Here is a 20,400-nt window from a genome sequence, read left to right on the forward strand (position 1 = left end):
ATGCAATCGTCTCGGGGGGGGAATCAGATCCGCCGATCCTGCAGCGGTTGGAATGGGCTTCCTCCCCTTTTGGGAAGGGGGGAGAGAATCTTCCCCCTTTGAAAAAGGGGGATTGAGGGGGGCGAAAGCCGCCGTTTGCAAGCCGCAGGCTTGCGGCGGCTTGAGCGCCCCCGCGCGCTGCGCGGGGGCCGGGAATCGCGCAGCGATTTGCTCTGGCTGTCACCTTCGCAGGGCGCCCGGCAAATCCCCCCAGCCCCCTTTTTCAAAGGGGGGAACGGCGAAGAGCGCGGAGAAGCTGCATCCATGCCCGTCATCGCCGGCGCGCCGGCACGGGCGCGCACAACTCCGGGTCGCCGCCGCAGCAGTTCTCGGTGAGATAGCCGACCAGGTCCTGCATCGCCGCGAAGTCGGCGCGATAGGTGATGCTGCGGCCGTTCTGCTCGGCCGCGATCAGGCCGGCCTGCGCCAGTGTTCTGAGATGGAACGACAGCGTGGTCGCGGCGATGCCGACCGCCTCGGCGAGCTCGCCGGGCGTGGCCCCCGCCGGGCCGAGTTCGACCAGGCGGCGGAACACCGCCAGCCGTGACTTCTGCGCCAGCGCGGACAGGGCATCGAGGGCGGCGTTGGTTTCCATACTTCGATGATACTGGAATTATCGAGATGAAGAACACCGCAGGCGCGAGGTCGGGCCGCAGCCTGTCTGTTTAGCGTCCGAGCCCTGACACGAGCGCCAGCCTCGCACCGTAATGGAGCCACAAGCGATGTGGTCCTTATGATCCGGATGCCTTGCGGCCGCAGTCGGTCGGAGGCGGGATCGGCTGCCGCCCCCGCCCTACCCGCGCGCCGCCACCAACTCGCGCCGGGCGCTCGCCAGCACGCGCAGCGCCGAGCGCAGGAACAGCAACAGCAGCGCGCCGGCGACCACCAGGTCCGGCCATCCGCTGCCGAACAGCCAGACGCCCGCCGCGGCGGCCAGCACGGCGACGCCTTCCCAGACGTCGTTGCGCGAGCACTCCCACACCGAGGCCATGTTGACGTCGCCATGCCGGTACGGCGACAGCAGCCACAGGCACACGGCGTTGGCGGCAAGATTGAGCAGTGCGGCCACGCCCATGGTCTCGAACAGCGGCACCGCTGGATGCATCAGCCGCCAGGCGATCTGGCCGCCGACCGCGATTGCCGCGCCCAGGATCAGCAGCCCCTTGAACACGGCCACCCGTGCCTTCGCCGGCACGCTCGCGCCGACCACCGCCAGGCTCAGCCCGTAGGTCAGCGCATCACCGAGGTTGTCCAGTCCGCCCGACAGCAACGACGACGAGCGCGCCAGGATTGCCGCCGTCACCATCATCAGGAAGGTCGCCGCGTTGATCGCGAGCACGGTGACCAGCACCCGCTTCTGCCGCGCCTCCAGGGCCCGGACCTCGATCGTCTTGCCGCAGCAGGAGTCCGCCATCTCGACTACGCAGGATACGCGGTGCGCACCTGCAATGCCGTCCACGGCCGGGTGCCGCGGTGCGGTCGTGCTGGCGTCGCAGATAAAAGCCGCGGCGCGGGCACCCGATCCCCCGCCGGGAGCCCCCGCTACAATGTCCACCGCCCCGAGACGCCCCCTGCAGATGCCCAAGAGCGCCGTACAGACGCCCGAACACACGCCACTGATGCGCCAGTTCTTCGCCGCCAAGGCGGAGCACCCGGACGTGCTGCTGTTCTTTCGCATGGGCGACTTCTACGAGTTGTTCTACGACGATGCGCGCAAGGCGGCGCGGCTGCTCGACATCACCCTGACCCAGCGCGGCGCCTCGGGCGGACAGCCGATCCCGATGGCCGGCGTGCCGCACCACGCGGCCGAGGGCTACCTGGCGCGGCTGGTGGCGCTGGGCGAGTCGGTGGCGATCTGCGAGCAGATCGGCGATCCCGCCGCCAGCAAGGGCCTGGTCGAGCGCAAGGTGGTGCGCATCGTCACCCCCGGCACGGTGACCGACGAGGCCTTGCTGGACGAACGCCGCGACACCCTGCTGCTGGCGCTGGCGCGATCGAAGCAGGGTTACGGCCTGGCCTGGGCCGACCTGGCCGGCGGCCGTTTCCTGGTCAACGAGGTCGCCAACGACGACCAGCTCGAAGCCGAACTCTCGCGCCTGGATCCGGCCGAACTGCTGCTGCCCGACGAGGAAGGCTGGCCGGCATTCCTGGCCGCGCGCAAGGGCATGCGCCGGCGCGCGCCGTGGCTGTTCGACGCCGACAGCGGCCGCCGCCAGCTGCTGCAGTTCTTCGGGCTGCACGACCTGACCGGCTTCGGCCTGGAGGACCGCCCGCGCGCCATCGCCGCCGCCGGCGCCCTGCTCGGCTACGTCGAAGAGACGCAGAAACAGCGCCTGCCGCACCTGACCGCGATCGCGGTGGAAACCGGCGACGGCGCGATCGCGATGAACGCCGCCACCCGCCGCCATCTCGAGCTCGACACCCGCGTCGACGGCGAGCACCGCCATACCCTGCTCGGCGTGCTCGACAGCACGGTCACGCCGATGGCCGGGCGCCTGCTGCGGCGCTGGCTGCACCGGCCGCTGCGCGACCGCGGCGTACTCGGCGAGCGCCACCATGCCGTCGCCACGCTGATCGACAACCGTGCCGACACGGATCTGCGCGAGCGTTTCCGCGCCCTGGGCGATCTCGAGCGCATCCTCTCGCGCATCGCCCTGCGCTCGGCGCGGCCGCGCGACCTGTCCACCCTGCGCGACGGCCTGGCGATGCTGCCGGAACTGCGCGCACTGCTGGCGCCGCTGGATTCGCCGCGCCTGCAGGTCCTGGCCGAGAGCCTGGGCGAGCACGCCGCCGAGGCGCACCTGCTGGCGACGGCGCTGGTGGAGCAGCCGCCGGTGCTGGCCCGCGACGGCGGCGTCTTCACCGCCGGCCATGACGTCGAGCTGGACGAGCTGCGCGCGCTCAGCGGCAACGCCGACCAGTTCCTGGTCGACCTGGAGGCGCGCGAGCGCGCGGCCAGCGGCATCCCGACCCTGAAGCTCGGCTACAACCGCGTCCACGGCTACTACATCGAGATAAGCAAGGCGCAGGCCGGCAAGGCGCCGACGCACTACACCCGCCGGCAGACGCTGACCAATGCCGAACGCTACATCACCGAGGAACTGAAGCAATTCGAGGACAAGGTACTGTCGGCGCGCGAGCGCGCACTGGCGCGCGAACGGCTGCTGTACGAACAACTGCTCGACGCCCTCAACGCACGGCTCGACGCGCTGAAGCAGTGCGCCGCGGCGCTGAGCGAACTCGACGTGCTGGCCGCCTTCGCCGAACGCGCGCAGGCGCTGGACTGGTCGCGGCCGCAGCTGACCGCCGAGCCCGGCCTGCGCATCGAACGCGGCCGCCACCCGGTGGTGGAGGCGGTGCGCGAGGAGCCGTTCGAACCCAACGACCTGATCCTCGACGACGACCGCCGCATGCTGGTGATCACCGGCCCCAACATGGGCGGCAAGAGCACCTACATGCGGCAGAACGCGCTGATCGTACTGCTGGCGCACATCGGCAGCTTCGTGCCGGCGGCGCGCGCGGTGATCGGTCCGATCGACCGCATCCTCACTCGCATCGGCGCCGGCGACGACCTCGCCCGTGGCCAGTCGACCTTCATGGTCGAGATGAGCGAGACCAGCTACATCCTGCACCATGCCACCGACCAGTCGCTGGTGCTGATGGACGAGATCGGCCGTGGCACCTCCACCTACGACGGCCTGGCGCTGGCCGAAGCGTGCGCGCGGCACCTGGCGAGCGCGAACCGCAGCTACACCCTGTTCGCCACCCACTACTTCGAACTCACCGCGCTCGCCGCGCCGGGCAGCGGCGTGGCCAACGTGCATCTCGACGCGGTCGAGCACGGGGACTCGCTGGTGTTCATGCATGCGGTCAAGGAAGGACCGGCCGACCGCAGCTTCGGCCTGCAGGTCGCCGCGCTGGCGGGACTGCCGAAATCGGTCGTCGGCGACGCCCGCGGCCGCCTGGCCGAACTGGAACAGCGCGGCCACGAAACCCAGGCCGCCACGATGCGGCCGCAGGCGCTGGACGGCCCACAGCAGATCGGCCTGTTCGCACCGTCGTCTGCGGCGCTGGAAGCCCTGGCCGCGCTGGATCCCGACGAGCTGACGCCGAAGCAGGCGCTGGAAGCGCTGTACCGCCTGAAATCGCTGACCTGACGCGGCGAACGACCGGCCGTCCACCGTGCCCCCAGTGCGGCGCTTGCTCCACGATCCGTTTCCGATACCGACGTCGTAGCGCCGAGCTTGCTCGGCTGCACGGGTTCCCGGCGGGCGCCGCGGGGCAAGCGCCGTGGTACGGGTAAGGGCAATAGGTCGCGAACGGATGGCGCGGCGAGGCGCTACAGTAGCCCTGCGCAACCACGCGCTCCATTGCATAAGGACCCGCCGTCATGACCGACTCCCTGACCGATCAACTCCTCAGCCAGCTCGACGGCGCGCCGCTGCAGCAGATCGCGCAGCAACTCGGCGTCGGCCAGGCGCAGGCGGCGGGCGCGGTCGGCACCGCCCTGCCGCTGCTGATGGGGGCGCTGGGCCGCAACGCCAGCCAGTCGCAGGGCGCGGAAGCGCTGTTCGGCGCGCTGCAGAAGAACCACGCCGGCGGCGACATCGGCAGCGTGCTCGGCGCGGTGCTCGGCGGCGCCTCCTCGCCGCAGGCCGATGGCGCCGGCATCCTCGGCCATGTCTTCGGTGGCAGGCAGCAGCGCGCCGAAGCCGGGCTCGGCCAGGCCACGGGCCTCGGCGGCGAACGCGCCGGGCAGCTGTTGAAGATCCTCGCGCCGATCGTGCTGGCGTTCCTGGCCAAACAGACGTTCCAGGGCCAGGGCGGCGGCGGTAGTCCGGCGACCCCGCAAGGGCTCGGCGCGGTCCTGGGCCAGGAGCAACAGCAGGTCGCCCGCCAGGGCGGTGCCGCGGGCCTGCTCGGGGCGGTACTCGACCAGGACGGCGACGGTGAACTCGGGCTCGGCGACCTGCTCAAGATCGGCGGCGGGCTGCTGGGCAGCAAGACCTGAAAATCGAGGAGACGGGCCTGAAGTGGTTCGTCGACATCGCGCCCGTGTCATCCCGGCGCGGGCCGGGATGACGACCTCCTGTTGGCATCGAGCGCGGATAGCTTTTAGCTATCGATGCATTCGCATCAATCGAATTCATATTTTCATGCGCCGGCAGTAGCGTTGGCTGACCGTTCATTTCTCCCTGGAGCCGCCATGAGCACCGTGATCAAAGATCTCCCGAAGCAGACCGATCCGGCGCAGGCCAGCATCCCCGGCAAATGCCCCTTCAAGCACACGGCCGGCGGCGGTACGTCGAACCGGGACTGGTGGCCGAACCGGTTGCCGATCGATCTGCTGCACCAGCACTCCTCCAAGTCCGATCCGATGGGCGGGGGCTTCGACTATGCCGAGGCGTTCGAGCGCCTGGACTACGGCGCCCTGAAGCGGGATCTCCACGCGCTGATGACCGATTCGCAGGAGTGGTGGCCGGCGGACTTCGGCCACTACGGCGGCCTGATGATCCGGATGGCCTGGCACAGCGCCGGCACCTACCGCATCGGCGACGGCCGCGGCGGCGGCGGCCGCGGCCAGCAGCGTTTCGCGCCGCTCAACAGCTGGCCGGACAACGTCAGCCTGGACAAGGCGCGCCGCCTGCTGTGGCCGATCAAGCAGAAGTACGGCCGCCAGATCTCCTGGGCCGACCTGATGATCCTCGCCGGCAACGTCGCCCTGGAGTCGATGGGCTTCAGGACCCTCGGTTTCGCCGGCGGCCGCCCGGACACCTGGGAGCCGGACCAGGACGTGTACTGGGGCCGCGAGACCACCTGGCTGGGAGGCGACGAGCGTTACGCGCACGGCTCGGAGGGCGTGGAGAAGGCGGGCGGCGTGCTGGTGTCGGAGGACGATGCCGATGGCGACGTACACACCCGCAAGCTGGAGAACCCGCTCGCCGCCGTGCAGATGGGCCTGATCTACGTCAACCCGGAAGGTCCCGACGGCAATCCCGATCCGATCGCCGCGGCCCACGACATCCGCGACACCTTCGGCCGCATGGCGATGAACGACGAGGAGACCGTCGCCCTGATCGCCGGCGGCCACAGCTTCGGCAAGACCCACGGCGCCGCCTCGGCCTCGCACGTGGCGGTCGAGCCGGAAGCGGCCGGCCTTGAGGCCCAGGGCTTCGGCTGGCGCAACGACTTCGGCCGCGGCAGGGGCGCCGACACCATCACCAGCGGCCTGGAGGTCACCTGGACCACCACCCCCACGCAGTGGAGCAACAACTTCTTCGAGAACCTGTTCGGGTTCGAATGGGAGCTGGAGAAGAGCCCCGCCGGCGCGCACCAGTGGGTCGCCAAAGGCGCGGACGCCATCATCCCCGACGCGCACGATCCGTCGAAGAAGCGCCGGCCGACCATGCTGACCACCGACCTGTCGCTGCGCTTCGACCCGGTCTACGAGAAGATCTCCCGGCGTTTCCTGGAGAACCCGGACCAGTTCGCCGAGGCCTTCGCCAAGGCGTGGTTCAAGCTGACCCATCGCGACATGGGACCGCGCGCCCGCTACCTCGGCCCGGAAGTACCGGCCGAGGAGTTCCTCTGGCAGGATCCGGTCCCCGCGGTCGATCATCCGCTGATCGACGGCGACGACATCGCCGCGCTCAAGGCCAAGGTCCTGGCGTCGAACCTGTCGGTGTCCGAGCTGGTGTCGACCGCTTGGGCCTCGGCCTCCACTTTCCGCGGCAGCGACAAGCGCGGCGGCGCCAACGGTGCGCGCATCCGCCTGGCCCCGCAGAAGGACTGGGCGGTCAACCAGCCCGAGCAGTTGGCCGAGGTGCTGACCGCCCTCGAAGGGATCCAGGCCGAGTTCAACGCGAGCGCGTCCGGTGGCAAGCAGGTCTCGCTCGCCGACCTGATCGTGCTGGCCGGTTGCGCCGGCGTCGAGCAGGCGGCGAAGAATGCCGGCGGCGAGGTCACGGTGCCGTTCTCGCCGGGCCGAACGGACGCCACGCCGGAACAGACCGACGTGGACGCCTTTGCCGTGCTGGAACCGGTCGCCGACGGCTTCCGCAACTACCTCAAGGGCAGGTTCAGCGTACCGGCCGAGGCGCTGCTGATCGACAAGGCGCAGCTGCTGACGCTGACCGCGCCCGAGTTGACGGTCCTCGTCGGCGGCATGCGCGTGCTCGGCGCCAACGTCGGCCAGGCCCGGCACGGCGTGTTCACCGACAGGCCGGGCACCCTGAGCAACGACTTCTTCACCCACCTGCTCGACATGGGCACCGAGTGGACGCCGGTGTCGGACGAGGCGGAGGTGTTCGAAGGGCGCGACCGCAGGACCGGCGAGCTCAAGTGGACCGGCACCCGCGTCGATCTCGTCTTCGGTTCGAATTCCCAGCTCCGCGCGGTGGCCGAAGTCTATGCAAGCTCGGACGCGCAGGAGAAGTTCGTCCACGACTTCGTGGCGGCCTGGAACAAGGTGATGAACCTGGATCGCTTCGACCTGGCGTGATCCCTGAGAATCGGCCCCGGAGATCCGGCCGACAGCCTCGACCTGGTACCGGCGTCCCGGACTGGGTCGAGGCCGATCGCCTGGTCCAGCCGATGCGGACCCTCGACAACCGGTCGGACGCCACCCCGCCTGCCCGCTCTTCGTAGGAGCGCGCCATGCGCGCGATGCCGCGGACATCGGGCCGCCCGCGGATTCCGGTGACCGGCGCGCCTGCCGGTCCAGAAGCGCGGCATCCACCGGATCCTGCAGGCAACCGCGGCATCGCGCGCATGGCGCGCTCCTACGGCAAGTCCAGGGATCTGCGACTCGGAGGTCCCGGGCACAGCCGGCCCCGTAGGCCGAGCTTGCTTCGCTACGTGGCGTCGATGTCGCCCAGCGCGCGGATCAGCCGGCGTGCACGCTTGTCCGGCTTGCCTTCCGGCGGGTGATAGCCCGCGCGCGCCGCGCGCAGTTCCGCCAGCCGCGTCTCGCGCGCCTTGCGCGAGTCCTCGGACTCCCGGTACAGCGCCTGCGCCACCTTCGCCGGTCCGCGGCTGGTGGACAGGCCCAGCACCTCGACCTCGAACGTTTCCTCGCCGCGCACGATCCGCAACCGGTCGCCGACGCGCACGCCGCGCGCGGGTTTGGCCTGTTGCCCGCCGACGTCCACCTTCCCGCTTCCCACCGCCTGTTTCGCCAGGCTGCGGGTCTTGAAGAAACGCGCGGCCCACAACCAGAGGTCGAGGCGTACGTTGTCGGGAGCATCGGTCATGGCGTTGTCACGAGATGAGTGGATCTGCCAGCGTGCATGGTCCTCTCGCGGATGACCGGTCCATTCCAGTCATGGCCGGGAGATCCGCATGATCCGGTCGCATCCCGCCGATCGGCCAGCGCCGGATGGCAACGAACGGACCGTTCCCGCAAACGCAAACGGCCACCTCGCGGTGGCCGTGCGTGAAGCCGTGCGCCGCCAGCCTACTCGGCGGCGGGGGCGGCCGCTTCGGCGGCAGCGGCAGCGGCTTCGGCCTTGTCGGCGCTGGCCTTGGCGTTCTTGGCCTTGGCCTGGATCGACAGGTCTTCCCTGATGCGCGCCTTCTTGCCGCGCAGATCGCGCAGGTAGTACAGCTTGCCGGCGCGCACCGCACCGCGGCGCTTGACCTCGACCGACTCGATCGCGGCGCTGTGGCTCTGGAACACGCGCTCGACACCGAAGCCGTGCGAGATCTTGCGCACGGTGAACGCGGAGTTCAGGCCGGCATTCTTCTTGGCGATGACCACGCCTTCATAGGCCTGCACGCGCTCGCGATTGCCTTCCTTGACCTTGACGTTGACGACGACGGTGTCGCCCGGGCCGAAGTCCGGCAGTGCGCGCTGGACCTGTTCTTTCTCGAAGTCCTGCAGGAGGGTGCTGAGGGATGGCTTGGTGGTCATGGTCTTGGCCTGTTGGTGTCGTTGTCGGCGTGGTGCACGTGGACGCACGCTCATGGCATGGGCGGAACAGTAAGCCGCGTATTGTAACGACAAATTCCCTTGTGTGGCTAGGGCTTAGCCTCGGCGCGAGAAACGAGGGGAGAAGCTGGCCCTGGGCTTCCTGGCCGGGCAAATCCGGGCTTTCCGCCTGACGCTTCAGCTTCCGCCGTCCCGGTCCCGCCGGTAGTCCGCAAGAAGCGCGCGGTCGGCCGGGGACAGGCCCTGCTCGTCGAGCAGGTCCGGCCGCCGCTCCCAGGTGCGGCCCAGCGCCTGCTGCCGGCGCCAGCGGGAGATCTCGGCATGATTGCCCGACAGCAGCACCTCCGGCACCTCGCCCAGCGGATGGCTGACCGGCCGGGTGTAGTGCGGGCAGTCCAGCAGCCCGTCGTCCTCGAAGCTGTCCTGCGCCGCCGATTCGGCGTCGTTGAGGGCGCCGGCCTGCAGCCGAGCCACCGCGTCCACCACCACCGCCGCCGCCAGTTCGCCGCCGGACAGCACGTAATCGCCGATCGACAGCTCCTCGTCGACCTCGGCCCGGATCAGGCGCTCGTCGACGCCCTCGTAGCGGCCGCAGAGCAGCACCATGCGCTCGCGGCCGGCCAGCTCCCGCACCCTGGCCTGGTCCAGGCGCTGCCCCTGCGGGCTCAGGTAGATGACCCGCACCGGCGCCGGATCGGCGGCGCGCGCGGCGGCAATGGCTGCACGCAGCGGGTCGATCAGCATCACCATGCCGGGGCCGCCGCCGAACGGACGGTCGTCGACACGGCGGTAGTTGCCCTCGGCGTAGTCACGCGGATTCCAGCCATGGAGCGACAGCAGTCCACGCTCCTGCGCGCGCCCGACCACGCCGAAACCCGCGCAGGCGGCGACGAATTCCGGGAACAGGCTGACGATGTCGATGCGCATGGGGCCGGGAATCGGGAATCGGGAATCGGGAATCGGGAATCGGGAATGGTACGGGCAACGACCGCACCGCCGTAGGAGCGCGCCATGCGCGCGATGCCGCGGGCATCGTGCCGCCCGCAAATTCCGGTGACCGGCGCGCCGGCCGGCCCAGATCGCGGCATCCACCGGATTCTGCCGGCACCCGCGGCATCGCGCGTATGACGCGCTCCTACGAGGCGACTCGGCGCTAGAACTCGGGGTCCCAGTCGACCACGACCACGCCGGCGTCGAAATCGACCGAGCGCACGTAGTCCGGGGTGACGAACGGAATCATCCGCTCACGGGCGTCGTCGCGGGCCACCAGCACGTCGTTGGCGCCGGTCTCGAACAGGTAGGCGACGCGGCCGAGCGGTACGCCGTCCACGGTTTCCACGCGCAGGCCTTCCAGGTCGACCCAGTAGTACTCGCCCGGGCCGGGCGGCGGCAGCACCGAACGCGGCACCCACAGCTCGGCGCCGCGCAGGGCCTCGGCGGCGTCACGATCGTCGACGTCGGGGAAACTGGCGACGATGCCTTTCGTGGTCTCGCGCCCGTGGGCGCCGGAAAGCGCGCGCTCGCGGCCCTGCGCATCGCGCAGCAGCCAGGGCTGATAGCGGAAGATCCGTTCGGGCGGGTCGGCGAAGGACTCGAGCTTGAGTTCGCCGCGCACGCCGAAGGCCCCGTGGATCCTGCCCAGCAGGATGCGGCGTCCTGGATCGTTCATGACCGGAGGGCCGCGCCCGGGGCGCGGCCGGTACGGATCAGGCCGAAGCCTGGTCCTGCTGCGACTTGGCCGCTTCCCGGTACAGGTTGCGGACCTTGTCGGTCATCTGCGCGCCCTGCCCCACCCAATGGTCGACGCGGGCGGTATCGAGTACCACGCGCTGCTCGGCGCCGGCGGCGACGGGGTTGTAGTAGCCCACGCGCTCGATGTTGCGACCGTCGCGCGCGCTGCGCGAGTCGGTGACGATGATGTGGTAGAACGGACGCTTCTTGGCGCCGCCACGGGTCAGGCGGATCTTGACCATTTCGGGAGTTTCCTGTGTTGCCCAGTCGCCAGGACGGCGAGGTAAGTCGGGAATTGTAAGCCATTGAACGGCGGTGGGAAACCCTGCCTGACACGCCGGCTTCCCGGCTCAGCGCGCCAGAATGTTGCCCCTGGCGTACCGGCGCCGCTCCGTTCGCATGCCGAGTCTTCACGGCCTTGCCCGTTGCGGCGCGGATCCGCGAGGTTCAGATCGGCTGCCAGGGCCGTCCGGACAGCGCGTCGGCGAGCAGGCGCAGGAAGGCCGGCTCGACCGCATAGCGTTCGGCATCGATCACGGCGATCGCCTGTACGCCGCGCGAATTGGCCGCGAAGGCCGCGACGAAGCCCCCCAGTTCCCGCAATGCGACCGGACGTACGGCCTGCGGCACGCCCGCGTCCGCAAGCCCGGCCTGCAGCAGGCGCTCGGTGACGCCCCGGAGGGCCGGTGCGTCGGGCCAGACCACCTGGCCGCCGTCGTGGAAGCCGATGTTCCAGACCGAACCTTCCAGGACGCCATCGTCCCCGTCCACGAACAGCGCATCGTCGTAACCGCCATGCACCGCGAGCCGGCGGTGGTGGAACAGCGGGAACGTGCCGACGTGCTTGATGTGTGGGGCCTCGCGCCGGTAGCGGAACGATTTCACCCGGAGCGGGACATCCGCGGGTTGCGACGGCGGCAGGATCGCGACCAGGACGCACAGCTCCGCCGGTGCCGCTGCCGACGCGATGTCGTATCCGGGCGCGAACACGGTCGCCCGCAGCGTGCAGTCGGCGGTGTCCGCCGCCTGCAACGCGCGCCTGCATTCCGTGCGCACCCGCTCCGGCTCGAGTTCGCAGCCGAACAGTTCCCGCGTCGCGTCGTAAAGCCGCCGCAGGTGCAGGTCGAACCCCTGCACCGCGCCGCCGCGTACCTGCATCGTGCTGAAATGCCCGTAGTTGGCCAGCGCCAGCGCGCGCAGCGCTTCGGCCGGCGCCGGGCGTCCGTCGATCCAGGCCGAGGTCATCGCGCCGGCCGTCGGCGCGTCAGCGGAACGGCATGTCGCGGCCGCCCATCATGCCCTGCAGGCCGCGCATCATGCCCTTCATGCCGCCGCGGGCCATCTTGCCCATCATCTTTTCCATCTGCTGGTACTGCTTCATCAGCTTGTTGACGTCGGCCGGCGTGGTGCCGGAGCCCCTGGCGATGCGGGCGCGACGCGAGCCGTTGAGCAGGGTCGGGTTGCGGCGCTCCTTCTTGGTCATCGAATCGATGATCGCGACCATGCGCGGCACTTCCTTGCCGATGGCCTGCTGCTTGAGGTGATCCGGCACCTGGCCGATGCCCGGCAGCTTGTCCATGAGCCCGGCGATGCCGCCCATGTCCTGCATCTGGCCCAGCTGGTCGCGCATGTCGTTGAGGTCGAACTTCTTGCCCTTGGCGACCTTCTGCGCCAGCTTCGCCGCCTTGTCCTTGTCGACCTGCTGCTCGACCTGCTCGACCAGGCTGAGCACGTCGCCCATGTCGAGAATGCGGCTGGCGACGCGATCGGGATGGAACACGTCGAGGCCGTCGATCTTCTCGCCGGTGCCGATGAACTTGATCGGGCGGCCGGTGATGTAGCGCACCGACAGCGCCGCGCCGCCGCGGGCGTCGCCGTCGGTCTTGGTCAGCACCACGCCGGTCAGCGGCAGCGCCTCGGCGAACGCCTTGGCGGTGTTCGCCGCGTCCTGACCGGTCATGGCGTCGACCACGAACAGGGTCTCGACCGGATCGACCGCGGCGTGCAGCGCCTTGATCTCGGCCATCATCGCCTCGTCGATGGCGAGGCGGCCGGCGGTATCGACGATCAGCACGTCGGCGTAGGACTTGCGGGCGTCGTCGATCGCCGCACGCACGATCGCTTCCGGCTTCTGCCCGGCGTCGGACGAATGGAACTGCACGCCGGCCTGCGCGGCCAAGGTCTTCAGCTGCTCGATCGCGGCCGGGCGGTAGACGTCGGCGCTGACCACCATCACTTTCTTCTTGCGGCGCTCCTTCAGGTGCTTGGCCAGCTTGCCGACGGTGGTGGTCTTGCCAGCGCCCTGCAGGCCGGCCATCAGGATCACCGCCGGCGCCGGCACGTTGAGGTCGAGTTCGCTGGCCTGCGCGCCCATCACCGTGGTCAGCTCGTCGCGGACGATCCTGATCAGCGCCTGGCCGGGGGTGAGCGATTTGAGCACTTCCTGGCCGACCGCACGCACCTTGATCCGCTCGATCAGGGCCTGCACCACCGGCAGCGCCACGTCGGCCTCGAGCAGCGCGATGCGCACCTCGCGGGTCGCCTCGCGGATGTTCTCCTCGCTCAGGCGGCCGCGGCCGCGCAGGCGTTCCATGGTGCCGGACAGGCGCTGGGTCAGGGACTCGAACATAGGGGAGACGCGGGGGTGGACGGCCGCGAATTATACCGCCCGACCGACGCCCCCGTAGGAGCGCGCCATGCGCGCGATGCCGCGGGTATCCGGTTGCAGGCATTCGCCAAGACACATGGCCCGCAACGGGGCGGGGATCGACTTCGTCTCGCGATTCCGACACCCGCGGCATCGCGCGCATGGCGCGCTCCTACGGGATCAGCCGCGCGTGATCCGAGGTCCCGAACCCGTGTGTACGGCCAGCGCATGTGCGACACTCCCGCGATGACAATCGTTCTCATCGCCGCCCTGCTCTACGTCGCAGCCGCCGCCCTGCTGGTGCGGGAGGTCGCGCGCGACGAACGGTCCGGCACCACGGTCTGGGCGATTCCCGCAGCCTTGGCCGTCCTGGCGCACGCCGGCTTCCACTTGCTGGCCTGGCGTGATGTCGGCGGCGCCGACCTGCACTTCTTCGCCGCGCTGTCGCTGGTCGGCCTGGGCATGGCGATCCTGACCCTGCTCTACGGCACCCGCGGCCGCATGGCGGCGCTGGGCGTGATCGTCTTCCCGCTCGCCGCGGTCTCGCTGGCGGCCTACGCCGGCACCGGCCACCGCAGTGCCGAAGGCCTCGACTGGCGCCTGCAACTGCACGCCTGGCTGGCACTGCTGGCTTACGCGACGCTCGCTATCGCGGCGCTGCTGGCGCTGCTGCTGTGGGCGCAGGAGCGTGCCCTGCGCCGACGCGAGTTCCATCGCTGGCTGCGCGCGCTGCCGCCGCTGACCGAACTCGAATCGCTGCTGTTCCGCAGTATCGCCGTTGGCTTCGTGCTCCTGACCGCCACCCTGCTCACCGGCGTGCTGTTCGTGCACGACTTCTTCGCCCAGCACCTGCTCCACAAGACCGTGCTCAGCGTGCTGTCATGGCTCGCCTTCGGCGCGCTGCTGGTCGGCCGCTGGCGCTACGGTTGGCGCGGCGCGCGCGCGATCGGCTGGACGCTGGCGGCGATGGCGCTGCTGGTACTGGCGTTCTTCGGCAGCAAGTTCGTGCTGGAACTGGTGCTCGGCAGGGCGTGACCCCGGAACCGTGTCGGACCCATGCGGCCGGACACGCTCTCTCGTCAGCCGTCCGCCGATAGCCGATAACGGATCAGGTGCGAGTACACCTGCCCAGGCTCGAGGATGGCGCCGGGAAAACGCGGCTCGTTCGGCGCGTTCGGATAGCCTTGCGGCTCCAGGCAGATGCCGCGGCCGAGTCCGGGATGCTGGCGGTCCAGGCCCTGCCCTTCGTACAGCTGCAGCGCCGGCATCGGACTGTCGAGGTCGAGCACCACACCACTGTGCGGCGAGGCCAGCCGCGCTCGGCAGCGCTGCCCTTCGGCCATCACCAGGCAATGGTCGTAGCCGCCGGCATGGACGAGCTGCGGATGCACGGCGGCGCCGGCGATCCGGCGCGCACGGCGGAAGTCGAACGGCGTACCGGCGACCGGCGCGATCTCGCCGGTCGGGATCAACGCGCCGTCGGCGACCGGCAGGTAGCGGTCGGCCGCCACGCTCAGGACCTGCGCGTCCGCCGGCACGGCGGGGTCGCCGGCCAGGTTGAAGTAGGCGTGGCCGGTCAGGTTGACCGGCGTCGGGGCATCGGCGCACGCCTCGAGCAGCAACTCCAGCGTGCTGTCGCCGATGCTGTAGGTGGCCTCGACCGCGAGGGTGCCGGGATAGCCCGCCTCGCCGGCCGGCGAACGGTAGCCGAGGCGCAGCCGCCTGCCGTCGTGGTCGAGAATCCGCCACAGGCGTCGACCGAAGCCGCAGTTGCCGCCATGCAGGTGATGATCGCCTGCGTTCGCGTCGAGCCGATACGCACGGCCGTCATGCGCGAAGCGCGCACCGGCGATGCGGTTGGCGAAGCGGCCGGCGATCACGCCCAGGTAGGCGCTGTCCCGCCGGTAGTCCTGCAGATCGGGAAGCCCGAGCACCAGTTCGGTCCTGCCCCGGGCGGTCGGCAGGCTCAGACTGCGCAGGATTCCGCCGAACGCCAGCACCTCCGCACGCAGCCCCTGGTCGTCGCCGAGCGTGACCGCATGGACCGGAGTGTCGTCGTCGAGGCGGCCGAATACGCGTTGTCGTGCGGCCATGCACCTTTTCCTCCGGTTGCGGACGTAACGAGTCACCGGCAACGGACGCCGGTCCCGTCGGCCGCGGCAGGTCGCAGGGAGCAGGAAGACGCCATGCTCGCCTGTTTCATGGATAAGGTATCAGGCACTTCACGATCCCCGGCGATATCAAAACCGGCATGCCTGGCCGCGATGATCGGATCGTTCGCAAGCGGATTCGCTGCGGAACGCCGCAACGTGACCGGCGTCCGGCTAATCGATACGAATTCAAATATCGATATGCTCGTTTAATTCATTAGTAGGTTATCAGGCACCTCCACTATTCTCGGGCCGCGGCCACACCATCAAGGCGGGTGTGGCGCCACAAGAACAAGAAGGCGAAGGGATCCGCGGTCGATGATCGCATCGGGCATGTCCCTTCCGGCTTCAACGCCTGAGAACAAAACCGGGAGGGGTGAACCACGATGAAAATCGTGCACGACGGCGGGCGCTCACGTCGCCTGATCAGATCCGCGCTGCCCGCCGCCCTGGCGTTAGCGTTGTCCCAGACCATCGCGACCACCGCGTTCGCGCAGCAGGCCGACCCGCCGCCGGACCCGCCGGACGATTCCCCGACCAGTTGCCCGGAGGGCGCCGATCCCGACGCCCCCTGCCCGCTACCCGCGGCGGGCGTGCAGGACCTGCAGACGGTTGAGGTGCGCGGCGTGCGCGGCAGCATCGCCAGCGCGATCGCGCTCAAGCAGCAGGCGACCGAGATCACCGATTCCATCGTCGCCGAGGACATCGGCAAGCTGCCCGACAACAGCGTCGCCGCCGCCCTGCAGCGCGTCACCGGCGTGCAGGTCACGCGCGGCGCCGGCGAGGTCGGCACGGTGCTGGTGCGCGGCCTACCCAACGTCGTCACCACGCTCAACGGCCGCAACGTGTTCACCACCACCGGGCGCGGAATCGCCCTGGCCGACATCCCAGCCGACCTGCTGCAACGCGTGGACGTCTACAAGACCAGCGCCGCCGAGCACATCGAGGGCGGCATCGCCGGCCTGATCGACGTGCGCCTGCGCCGGCCGTTCGATTTCGAGGACGGCTGGACCCTCGCCGGGGGTCTGCGCGCGGTACGGAGCGAGCAGTCCGGCAAGACCGATCCGATCGGCAGCCTGACCGTCAACCGGCTCTGGGACAGCGGCGTCGGCAAGATGGGCCTCATGGCCAGCGCCTCGTACCAGTCGCAGCGCTACCTGGAGAGCAACACCTTCAACGGCACCTACGACCTGATCGCCAACCCGGCCGATCCCGCGGAACAGGTGTTCATGCCGTTCGTGGTCGGCTCGATCTACTCGCGCGGCGACCGCGATCGCAAGGCCGCCAACGTGTCGTTCCAGTGGCAACCGAGCGAGCGCAGCGAAATCTATTTCGACGGCTTCTACGTCGGTTACCAGAACGACTCGCAGCTCAACTTCTGGATCCCGCTGCCCGGCCTGGCCAATCCCGACAACACGGAGTCGGTGACGCTGCGCCCGGACAGCAACGTGGTCGACAGCGTGGTGGCGCGCGACATGTTCACTCTGACCAGCAACCAGGCGTTCGATGATGCCTCGGATACCTGGCAGGGCGCCGTCGGCTGGAAGTGGACCGGCGACAACGCGGTGGTGAACACCGAGCTGGCCTATACCTACAGCACCGCCGACAACCGCAGCTTCATTCTCGACACCGCCTTCATCGCGCCGCGCCTGCGCGTAGACTTCTCCAATGGCGGCGCCTCCGACGCCCTGGCCAGCAACGCCGACGGCAGCGCGTTCGACGTCACCGACCCGTCGCACTATTGGCTCGAGCAGTACTACGACGCCTGGAGCCGGCAGGAGGGCAAGGACTGGTCGTGGAAGACCGACGCGACCTTCTTCGTCGACGCCGGACCGGTGAATGCGATCGACGCCGGCGTGCGCGCCAGCCTGCGCAAGGCGATCAACATCGCCGCGGACACCGGCGGCCGTTTCAACGTCAGCGGCAGCCAGGTGTTCGTCGACGACATTCCGGGGCTGGCCGATGTCACTCCGGGCGGCCTGCTCGACGGCGAGCGCGAGATCTCGACCAGCCGCTGGATGATCCCCAACCGCCGCTTCCTGCTCGACCAGTCGTCCGTCATCCGCACCGCGATGGGCCACGACCCGGCCGCGCCGCAGGTGAATCCGGCGCTGTTCTTCGATGACGCCGAGGACACCTACGCCGCGTACCTGCAGGCGAACTACGCGCTGGACATCGGCGACATGCCGCTGACCGGCAGGCTCGGCGTGCGCGTGGTGCGGCTCGACTCCGAGCTCAAGGGCACCGAGATCGTCGACGGCGTGCAGAGCCCAGTCGACATCGACAAGAGCGACACCGAAGTACTGCCCAACTTCAGCGCCAACCTGGCGCTGCGCGACGACCTGCTGCTACGCCTGGGGCTCGGCAAGTCGGTCACCCGCCCCGACTTCGAAGCGCTCAACCCGCAGCTGTCGCTGTTCCAGGAGACCGAGACCCTGCCGGCCCGCGGCAGCGGCGGCAACCCGGACCTGGACTCGGTCGAATCGACCAATACCGACCTGTCGCTGGAGTGGTACTTCAAGCCCGGATCGCTGCTCTCGGCCACCGCCTTCCATCGCGACATCGAGGGCTACATCCAGACCTATGCCAGCGACGAGGTCATCGACGGCGTTTCGTACTCGATCACCCGCCCCCGCAACACCGGCAGCGGTTCGCTGAAGGGCATCGAACTGGCCTATACCCAGTTCTTCGACTTCCTGCCGGGCTGGCTGTCCGGCTTCGGCACGCAGTTGAACACCACCTTCATTTCCGCCGAGACCGAATCCCCGACCGGCGAGATGCAGGACCTGGTCAACGTCTCCGACCGCGCCTGGAACGCGATCCTGATCTACCAGCGCGACCCGATCTCGGCGCGGCTGGCCTACAACTGGCGCGACGACTACGCGATCAGCTTCAGCGAGACCGGCGCGCAGCCGTCGGCGATCTACGTCGCGCCGGTGGAGAGCCTGGACTTCCAACTCAACTACGACGTCAACCCGCACATGACGCTGTCACTGGAAGCCACCAACCTGCTGGGCAAGGCGACCCGGAACTATTTCGGCGACGAGTACCTGTACCCGCGCGACGTCGGATCCGCGGAACGCACGATTTCGTTCGGGCTACGCTTTCGCCTGTAACCGCAGGCACCGGGACCCGATCCGGCACCCGGATGCGCATTTGCTCGTCATCCCGGCGCCAGGCCCAAGATGGACCAACCTCCGGCTGCTATAAAACCGCTTGATCAGCTTCGCCGTCGAAAATCACCTCAGCCTGCACCAGACGAACGTTACAGAAGTTGCCCAGCACCGCATCGCCGCACCCGCAACAAGGAGATCCCCCGATGTCGTTGAAGCGCCTGCTCCACGCCTTCTCCCTGGCCGCCGTACTGGCCGCGTTCCCCGCGGCCGCCCAGCCTGCCGATGCCGCCGAGGTGCGCGCCACCCTCCGCGCCGACGCGCCCGGCGACACCGTCAGCCGCCACATCTTCGGCCAGTTCGCCGAGCATCTCGGCTCCGGCATCTACGGCGGCATCTGGGTCGGCGAGGACTCGCCCATCCCCAACACCCGCGGCTACCGCAACGACGTGGTCGAGGCGCTGCGCAGGCTCGAGGTGCCGGTGGTGCGCTGGCCCGGCGGCTGCTTCGCCGACGAGTACCACTGGCGCGAGGGCATCGGCCCGCGCGACCAGCGCCCGGTGCGCGTCAACACCCACTGGGGCGGCGTCGAGGAACCGAACACCTTCGGCACCCACGAGTTCATGGACTTCGCCGAACTGATCGGCACCGACGCCTACGTCTCCGGCAACGTCGGCAACGGCACCCCGGAAGAGATGGCCGCCTGGGTCGAGTACATCACCTCCGACACCAAATCCACGCTGGCCGAGGAACGCCGCGCCAACGGCCGCGAGCAGCCATGGAAGCTGCCGTTCTTCGGCGTCGGCAACGAGCTGTGGGGCTGCGGCGGCAACATGCGCCCCGAGTACGCCGCCGACCTGCACCGCCGCTACCAGACCTTCGTCAAGGCGCCCCACGACCAGGAACTGGTGAAGGTCGCCGCCGGCGCCAACTCCGACGAGTACAACTGGACCGAGGTGATGATGCGCGAAGCCGGTGACCACATGGACGCGCTGTCGGTGCACTACTACACCGTCGTCGGCGACTGGCCGCCGCGCGGCTTCTCGTTCGAGTTCGAGGAGGACGCGTGGATCGAGACCCTGTCACGCGCCCTGTACATGGACGAATTGATCACCCGCCACAGCGCGATCATGGACAAGTACGACCCGGAGAAGAAGGTCCCCATGTACGTCGACGAATGGGGTACCTGGTACGCCGGCCTGCCCGGCGTGAATCCCGGCTTCCTGCACCAGCAGAACACGCTGCGCGACGCGCTGGTCGCCTCGCTGACGATCGACATCTTCAGCCGGCACGCCGACCGGGTGAAGATGGCCAACATCGCGCAGATGGTCAACGTGCTGCAGGCCATGATCCTCACCGACGAGGACAACATGCTGCTCACCCCCACCTACCACGCCTTCGAGCTGTACCGCCCCTTCCAGGACGCCACCCACCTGCCCCTGGAGATCCAGGCGCCCAATTACGAGCACGCCGACTACTCCGTGCCCGCAGTGCACGGCTCGGCCGTCCGCGGCAAGGACGGCCACGTCTACGTTGCCCTGACCAACCTCGACGCGAACCGTGGCGCGGCCGTTTCGGTCGGGCTGCAGGGCCACGACGCCACCCGCGTCTCCGGCCGCATCCTGACCGCACCGGCGATCGATTCGCACAACACCTTCGACCAGCCCGAGACGGTCGAGCCCGCCGACTTCGACGGCGCCCGGGTGGATGGCGGACAGCTCACGGTCGACCTGCCGGCCAAGTCCGTGGTGATGCTGCAGCTGCAATGATCGACACGACGCGGCGCGGCAC

16 protein-coding genes are annotated in these 20,400 nt (G+C 69.3%); 6 read left to right on the top strand and 10 right to left on the bottom strand.

The features are described 5' to 3' along the window. Positions 1 to 310: 310 nt before the first annotated feature. Together FXO19_RS16115 and FXO19_RS16120 are read right to left on the bottom strand one after the other, a co-directional pair. Entirely contained in the window at positions 311 to 634 is a 324-nt protein-coding gene (locus FXO19_RS16115) for an ArsR/SmtB family transcription factor (protein ID WP_149196143.1), read from the bottom strand. Between the two features lie 198 nt (positions 635 to 832). Further along, the gene (locus tag FXO19_RS16120) at positions 833 to 1,453 is read right to left on the bottom strand and encodes a cation efflux transmembrane domain-containing protein (protein ID WP_149196144.1); all 621 of its coding nucleotides are present in this window, start codon (positions 1,451 to 1,453) and stop codon (positions 833 to 835) included. Positions 1,454 to 1,616: 163 nt separating this feature from the next. On the opposite strand from FXO19_RS16120, the gene mutS reads away from it, so the two are divergent. The 3 genes from mutS (at position 1,617) to katG (ending at position 7,540) form a co-directional block, all read left to right on the top strand. After that, positions 1,617 to 4,196 (top strand): DNA mismatch repair protein MutS, encoded by a 2,580-nt coding sequence (mutS, locus tag FXO19_RS16125; RefSeq protein ID WP_187775818.1) that lies wholly within the window; start codon positions 1,617 to 1,619, stop codon positions 4,194 to 4,196. Between the two features lie 233 nt (positions 4,197 to 4,429). Continuing rightward, the gene (locus FXO19_RS16130) at positions 4,430 to 5,050 is read left to right on the top strand and encodes a DUF937 domain-containing protein (RefSeq protein ID WP_149196146.1); all 621 of its coding nucleotides are present in this window, start codon (positions 4,430 to 4,432) and stop codon (positions 5,048 to 5,050) included. A 195-nt stretch (positions 5,051 to 5,245) separates the two neighbouring features. Then, entirely contained in the window at positions 5,246 to 7,540 is a 2,295-nt protein-coding gene (gene katG, locus FXO19_RS16135) for a catalase/peroxidase HPI (protein ID WP_149196147.1), read from the top strand. 352 nt (positions 7,541 to 7,892) lie between these two features. Here katG and FXO19_RS16140 read toward each other — a convergent pair whose 3' ends face one another. From FXO19_RS16140 to ffh, 7 genes are all read right to left on the bottom strand, one after another. Next, a complete protein-coding gene (locus FXO19_RS16140; protein WP_149196148.1) occupies positions 7,893 to 8,291 on the bottom strand; it encodes an RNA-binding S4 domain-containing protein in 399 nt (132 codons plus the stop codon). Positions 8,292 to 8,494: 203 nt separating this feature from the next. Beyond that, complete coding sequence (rplS, locus tag FXO19_RS16145; protein ID WP_149196149.1) at positions 8,495 to 8,950, bottom strand: 50S ribosomal protein L19; 456 nt, start codon at positions 8,948 to 8,950, stop codon at positions 8,495 to 8,497. Between the two features lie 195 nt (positions 8,951 to 9,145). Then, positions 9,146 to 9,895 carry a tRNA (guanosine(37)-N1)-methyltransferase TrmD gene (gene trmD / locus FXO19_RS16150; protein ID WP_149196150.1) on the bottom strand — a complete coding sequence of 250 codons (750 nt, stop codon included), beginning with the start codon at positions 9,893 to 9,895 and terminating at the stop codon, positions 9,146 to 9,148. Between the two features lie 226 nt (positions 9,896 to 10,121). Then, positions 10,122 to 10,637, bottom strand: coding sequence for a ribosome maturation factor RimM (gene rimM / locus FXO19_RS16155; RefSeq protein ID WP_149196151.1), 516 nt, complete (start codon positions 10,635 to 10,637; stop codon positions 10,122 to 10,124). A 37-nt stretch (positions 10,638 to 10,674) separates the two neighbouring features. Next, positions 10,675 to 10,941, bottom strand: a complete 267-nt coding sequence (gene rpsP, locus FXO19_RS16160) for a 30S ribosomal protein S16 (protein WP_149196152.1) — start codon at positions 10,939 to 10,941, stop codon at positions 10,675 to 10,677. A 205-nt stretch (positions 10,942 to 11,146) separates the two neighbouring features. Then, positions 11,147 to 11,944: an aminotransferase class IV family protein gene (locus FXO19_RS16165; protein ID WP_149196153.1), complete on the bottom strand. Its 798-nt coding sequence runs from the start codon at positions 11,942 to 11,944 to the stop codon at positions 11,147 to 11,149. Between the two features lie 19 nt (positions 11,945 to 11,963). Continuing rightward, positions 11,964 to 13,328 (bottom strand): signal recognition particle protein, encoded by a 1,365-nt coding sequence (gene ffh / locus FXO19_RS16170; protein ID WP_149196154.1) that lies wholly within the window; start codon positions 13,326 to 13,328, stop codon positions 11,964 to 11,966. A 264-nt stretch (positions 13,329 to 13,592) separates the two neighbouring features. On the opposite strand from ffh, the gene FXO19_RS16175 reads away from it, so the two are divergent. After that, positions 13,593 to 14,381, top strand: coding sequence for a cytochrome C assembly family protein (locus FXO19_RS16175; RefSeq protein WP_149196155.1), 789 nt, complete (start codon positions 13,593 to 13,595; stop codon positions 14,379 to 14,381). Positions 14,382 to 14,425: 44 nt separating this feature from the next. Here the strand turns inward: FXO19_RS16175 and FXO19_RS16180 are convergent, their stop codons facing one another. Then, on the bottom strand, positions 14,426 to 15,439 hold the full coding sequence (locus FXO19_RS16180) for an aldose epimerase family protein (protein WP_149196156.1): 1,014 nt from the start codon (positions 15,437 to 15,439) through the stop codon (positions 14,426 to 14,428). A 443-nt stretch (positions 15,440 to 15,882) separates the two neighbouring features. On the opposite strand from FXO19_RS16180, the gene FXO19_RS16185 reads away from it, so the two are divergent. Both FXO19_RS16185 and FXO19_RS16190 read left to right on the top strand, forming a co-directional pair. Further along, entirely contained in the window at positions 15,883 to 18,612 is a 2,730-nt protein-coding gene (locus tag FXO19_RS16185; protein ID WP_149196157.1) for a TonB-dependent receptor, read from the top strand. A 203-nt stretch (positions 18,613 to 18,815) separates the two neighbouring features. Continuing rightward, positions 18,816 to 20,378: an alpha-N-arabinofuranosidase gene (locus FXO19_RS16190; protein ID WP_149196158.1), complete on the top strand. Its 1,563-nt coding sequence runs from the start codon at positions 18,816 to 18,818 to the stop codon at positions 20,376 to 20,378. Positions 20,379 to 20,400: the final 22 nt, after the last annotated feature.

Origin of the sequence: Luteimonas suaedae, assembly GCF_008312895.1 — a bacterium.
GTDB lineage: Bacteria > Pseudomonadota > Gammaproteobacteria > Xanthomonadales > Xanthomonadaceae > Luteimonas > Luteimonas suaedae.

What these genes read in the sequence shown, in the direction of transcription:
- FXO19_RS16115 (WP_149196143.1), bottom strand. Translation starts at nt 634, where the DNA reads ATGGAAACCAACGCCGCCCTCGATGCCCTGTCCGCGCTGGCGCAGAAG.
- FXO19_RS16120 (WP_149196144.1), bottom strand. Translation starts at nt 1,453, where the DNA reads ATGGCGGACTCCTGCTGCGGCAAGACGATCGAGGTCCGGGCCCTGGAG.
- mutS (WP_187775818.1), top strand. Translation starts at nt 1,617, where the DNA reads ATGCCCAAGAGCGCCGTACAGACGCCCGAACACACGCCACTGATGCGC.
- FXO19_RS16130 (WP_149196146.1), top strand. Translation starts at nt 4,430, where the DNA reads ATGACCGACTCCCTGACCGATCAACTCCTCAGCCAGCTCGACGGCGCG.
- katG (WP_149196147.1), top strand. Translation starts at nt 5,246, where the DNA reads ATGAGCACCGTGATCAAAGATCTCCCGAAGCAGACCGATCCGGCGCAG.
- FXO19_RS16140 (WP_149196148.1), bottom strand. Translation starts at nt 8,291, where the DNA reads ATGACCGATGCTCCCGACAACGTACGCCTCGACCTCTGGTTGTGGGCC.
- rplS (WP_149196149.1), bottom strand. Translation starts at nt 8,950, where the DNA reads ATGACCACCAAGCCATCCCTCAGCACCCTCCTGCAGGACTTCGAGAAA.
- trmD (WP_149196150.1), bottom strand. Translation starts at nt 9,895, where the DNA reads ATGCGCATCGACATCGTCAGCCTGTTCCCGGAATTCGTCGCCGCCTGC.
- rimM (WP_149196151.1), bottom strand. Translation starts at nt 10,637, where the DNA reads ATGAACGATCCAGGACGCCGCATCCTGCTGGGCAGGATCCACGGGGCC.
- rpsP (WP_149196152.1), bottom strand. Translation starts at nt 10,941, where the DNA reads ATGGTCAAGATCCGCCTGACCCGTGGCGGCGCCAAGAAGCGTCCGTTC.
- FXO19_RS16165 (WP_149196153.1), bottom strand. Translation starts at nt 11,944, where the DNA reads ATGACCTCGGCCTGGATCGACGGACGCCCGGCGCCGGCCGAAGCGCTG.
- ffh (WP_149196154.1), bottom strand. Translation starts at nt 13,328, where the DNA reads ATGTTCGAGTCCCTGACCCAGCGCCTGTCCGGCACCATGGAACGCCTG.
- FXO19_RS16175 (WP_149196155.1), top strand. Translation starts at nt 13,593, where the DNA reads ATGACAATCGTTCTCATCGCCGCCCTGCTCTACGTCGCAGCCGCCGCC.
- FXO19_RS16180 (WP_149196156.1), bottom strand. Translation starts at nt 15,439, where the DNA reads ATGGCCGCACGACAACGCGTATTCGGCCGCCTCGACGACGACACTCCG.
- FXO19_RS16185 (WP_149196157.1), top strand. Translation starts at nt 15,883, where the DNA reads ATGAAAATCGTGCACGACGGCGGGCGCTCACGTCGCCTGATCAGATCC.
- FXO19_RS16190 (WP_149196158.1), top strand. Translation starts at nt 18,816, where the DNA reads ATGTCGTTGAAGCGCCTGCTCCACGCCTTCTCCCTGGCCGCCGTACTG.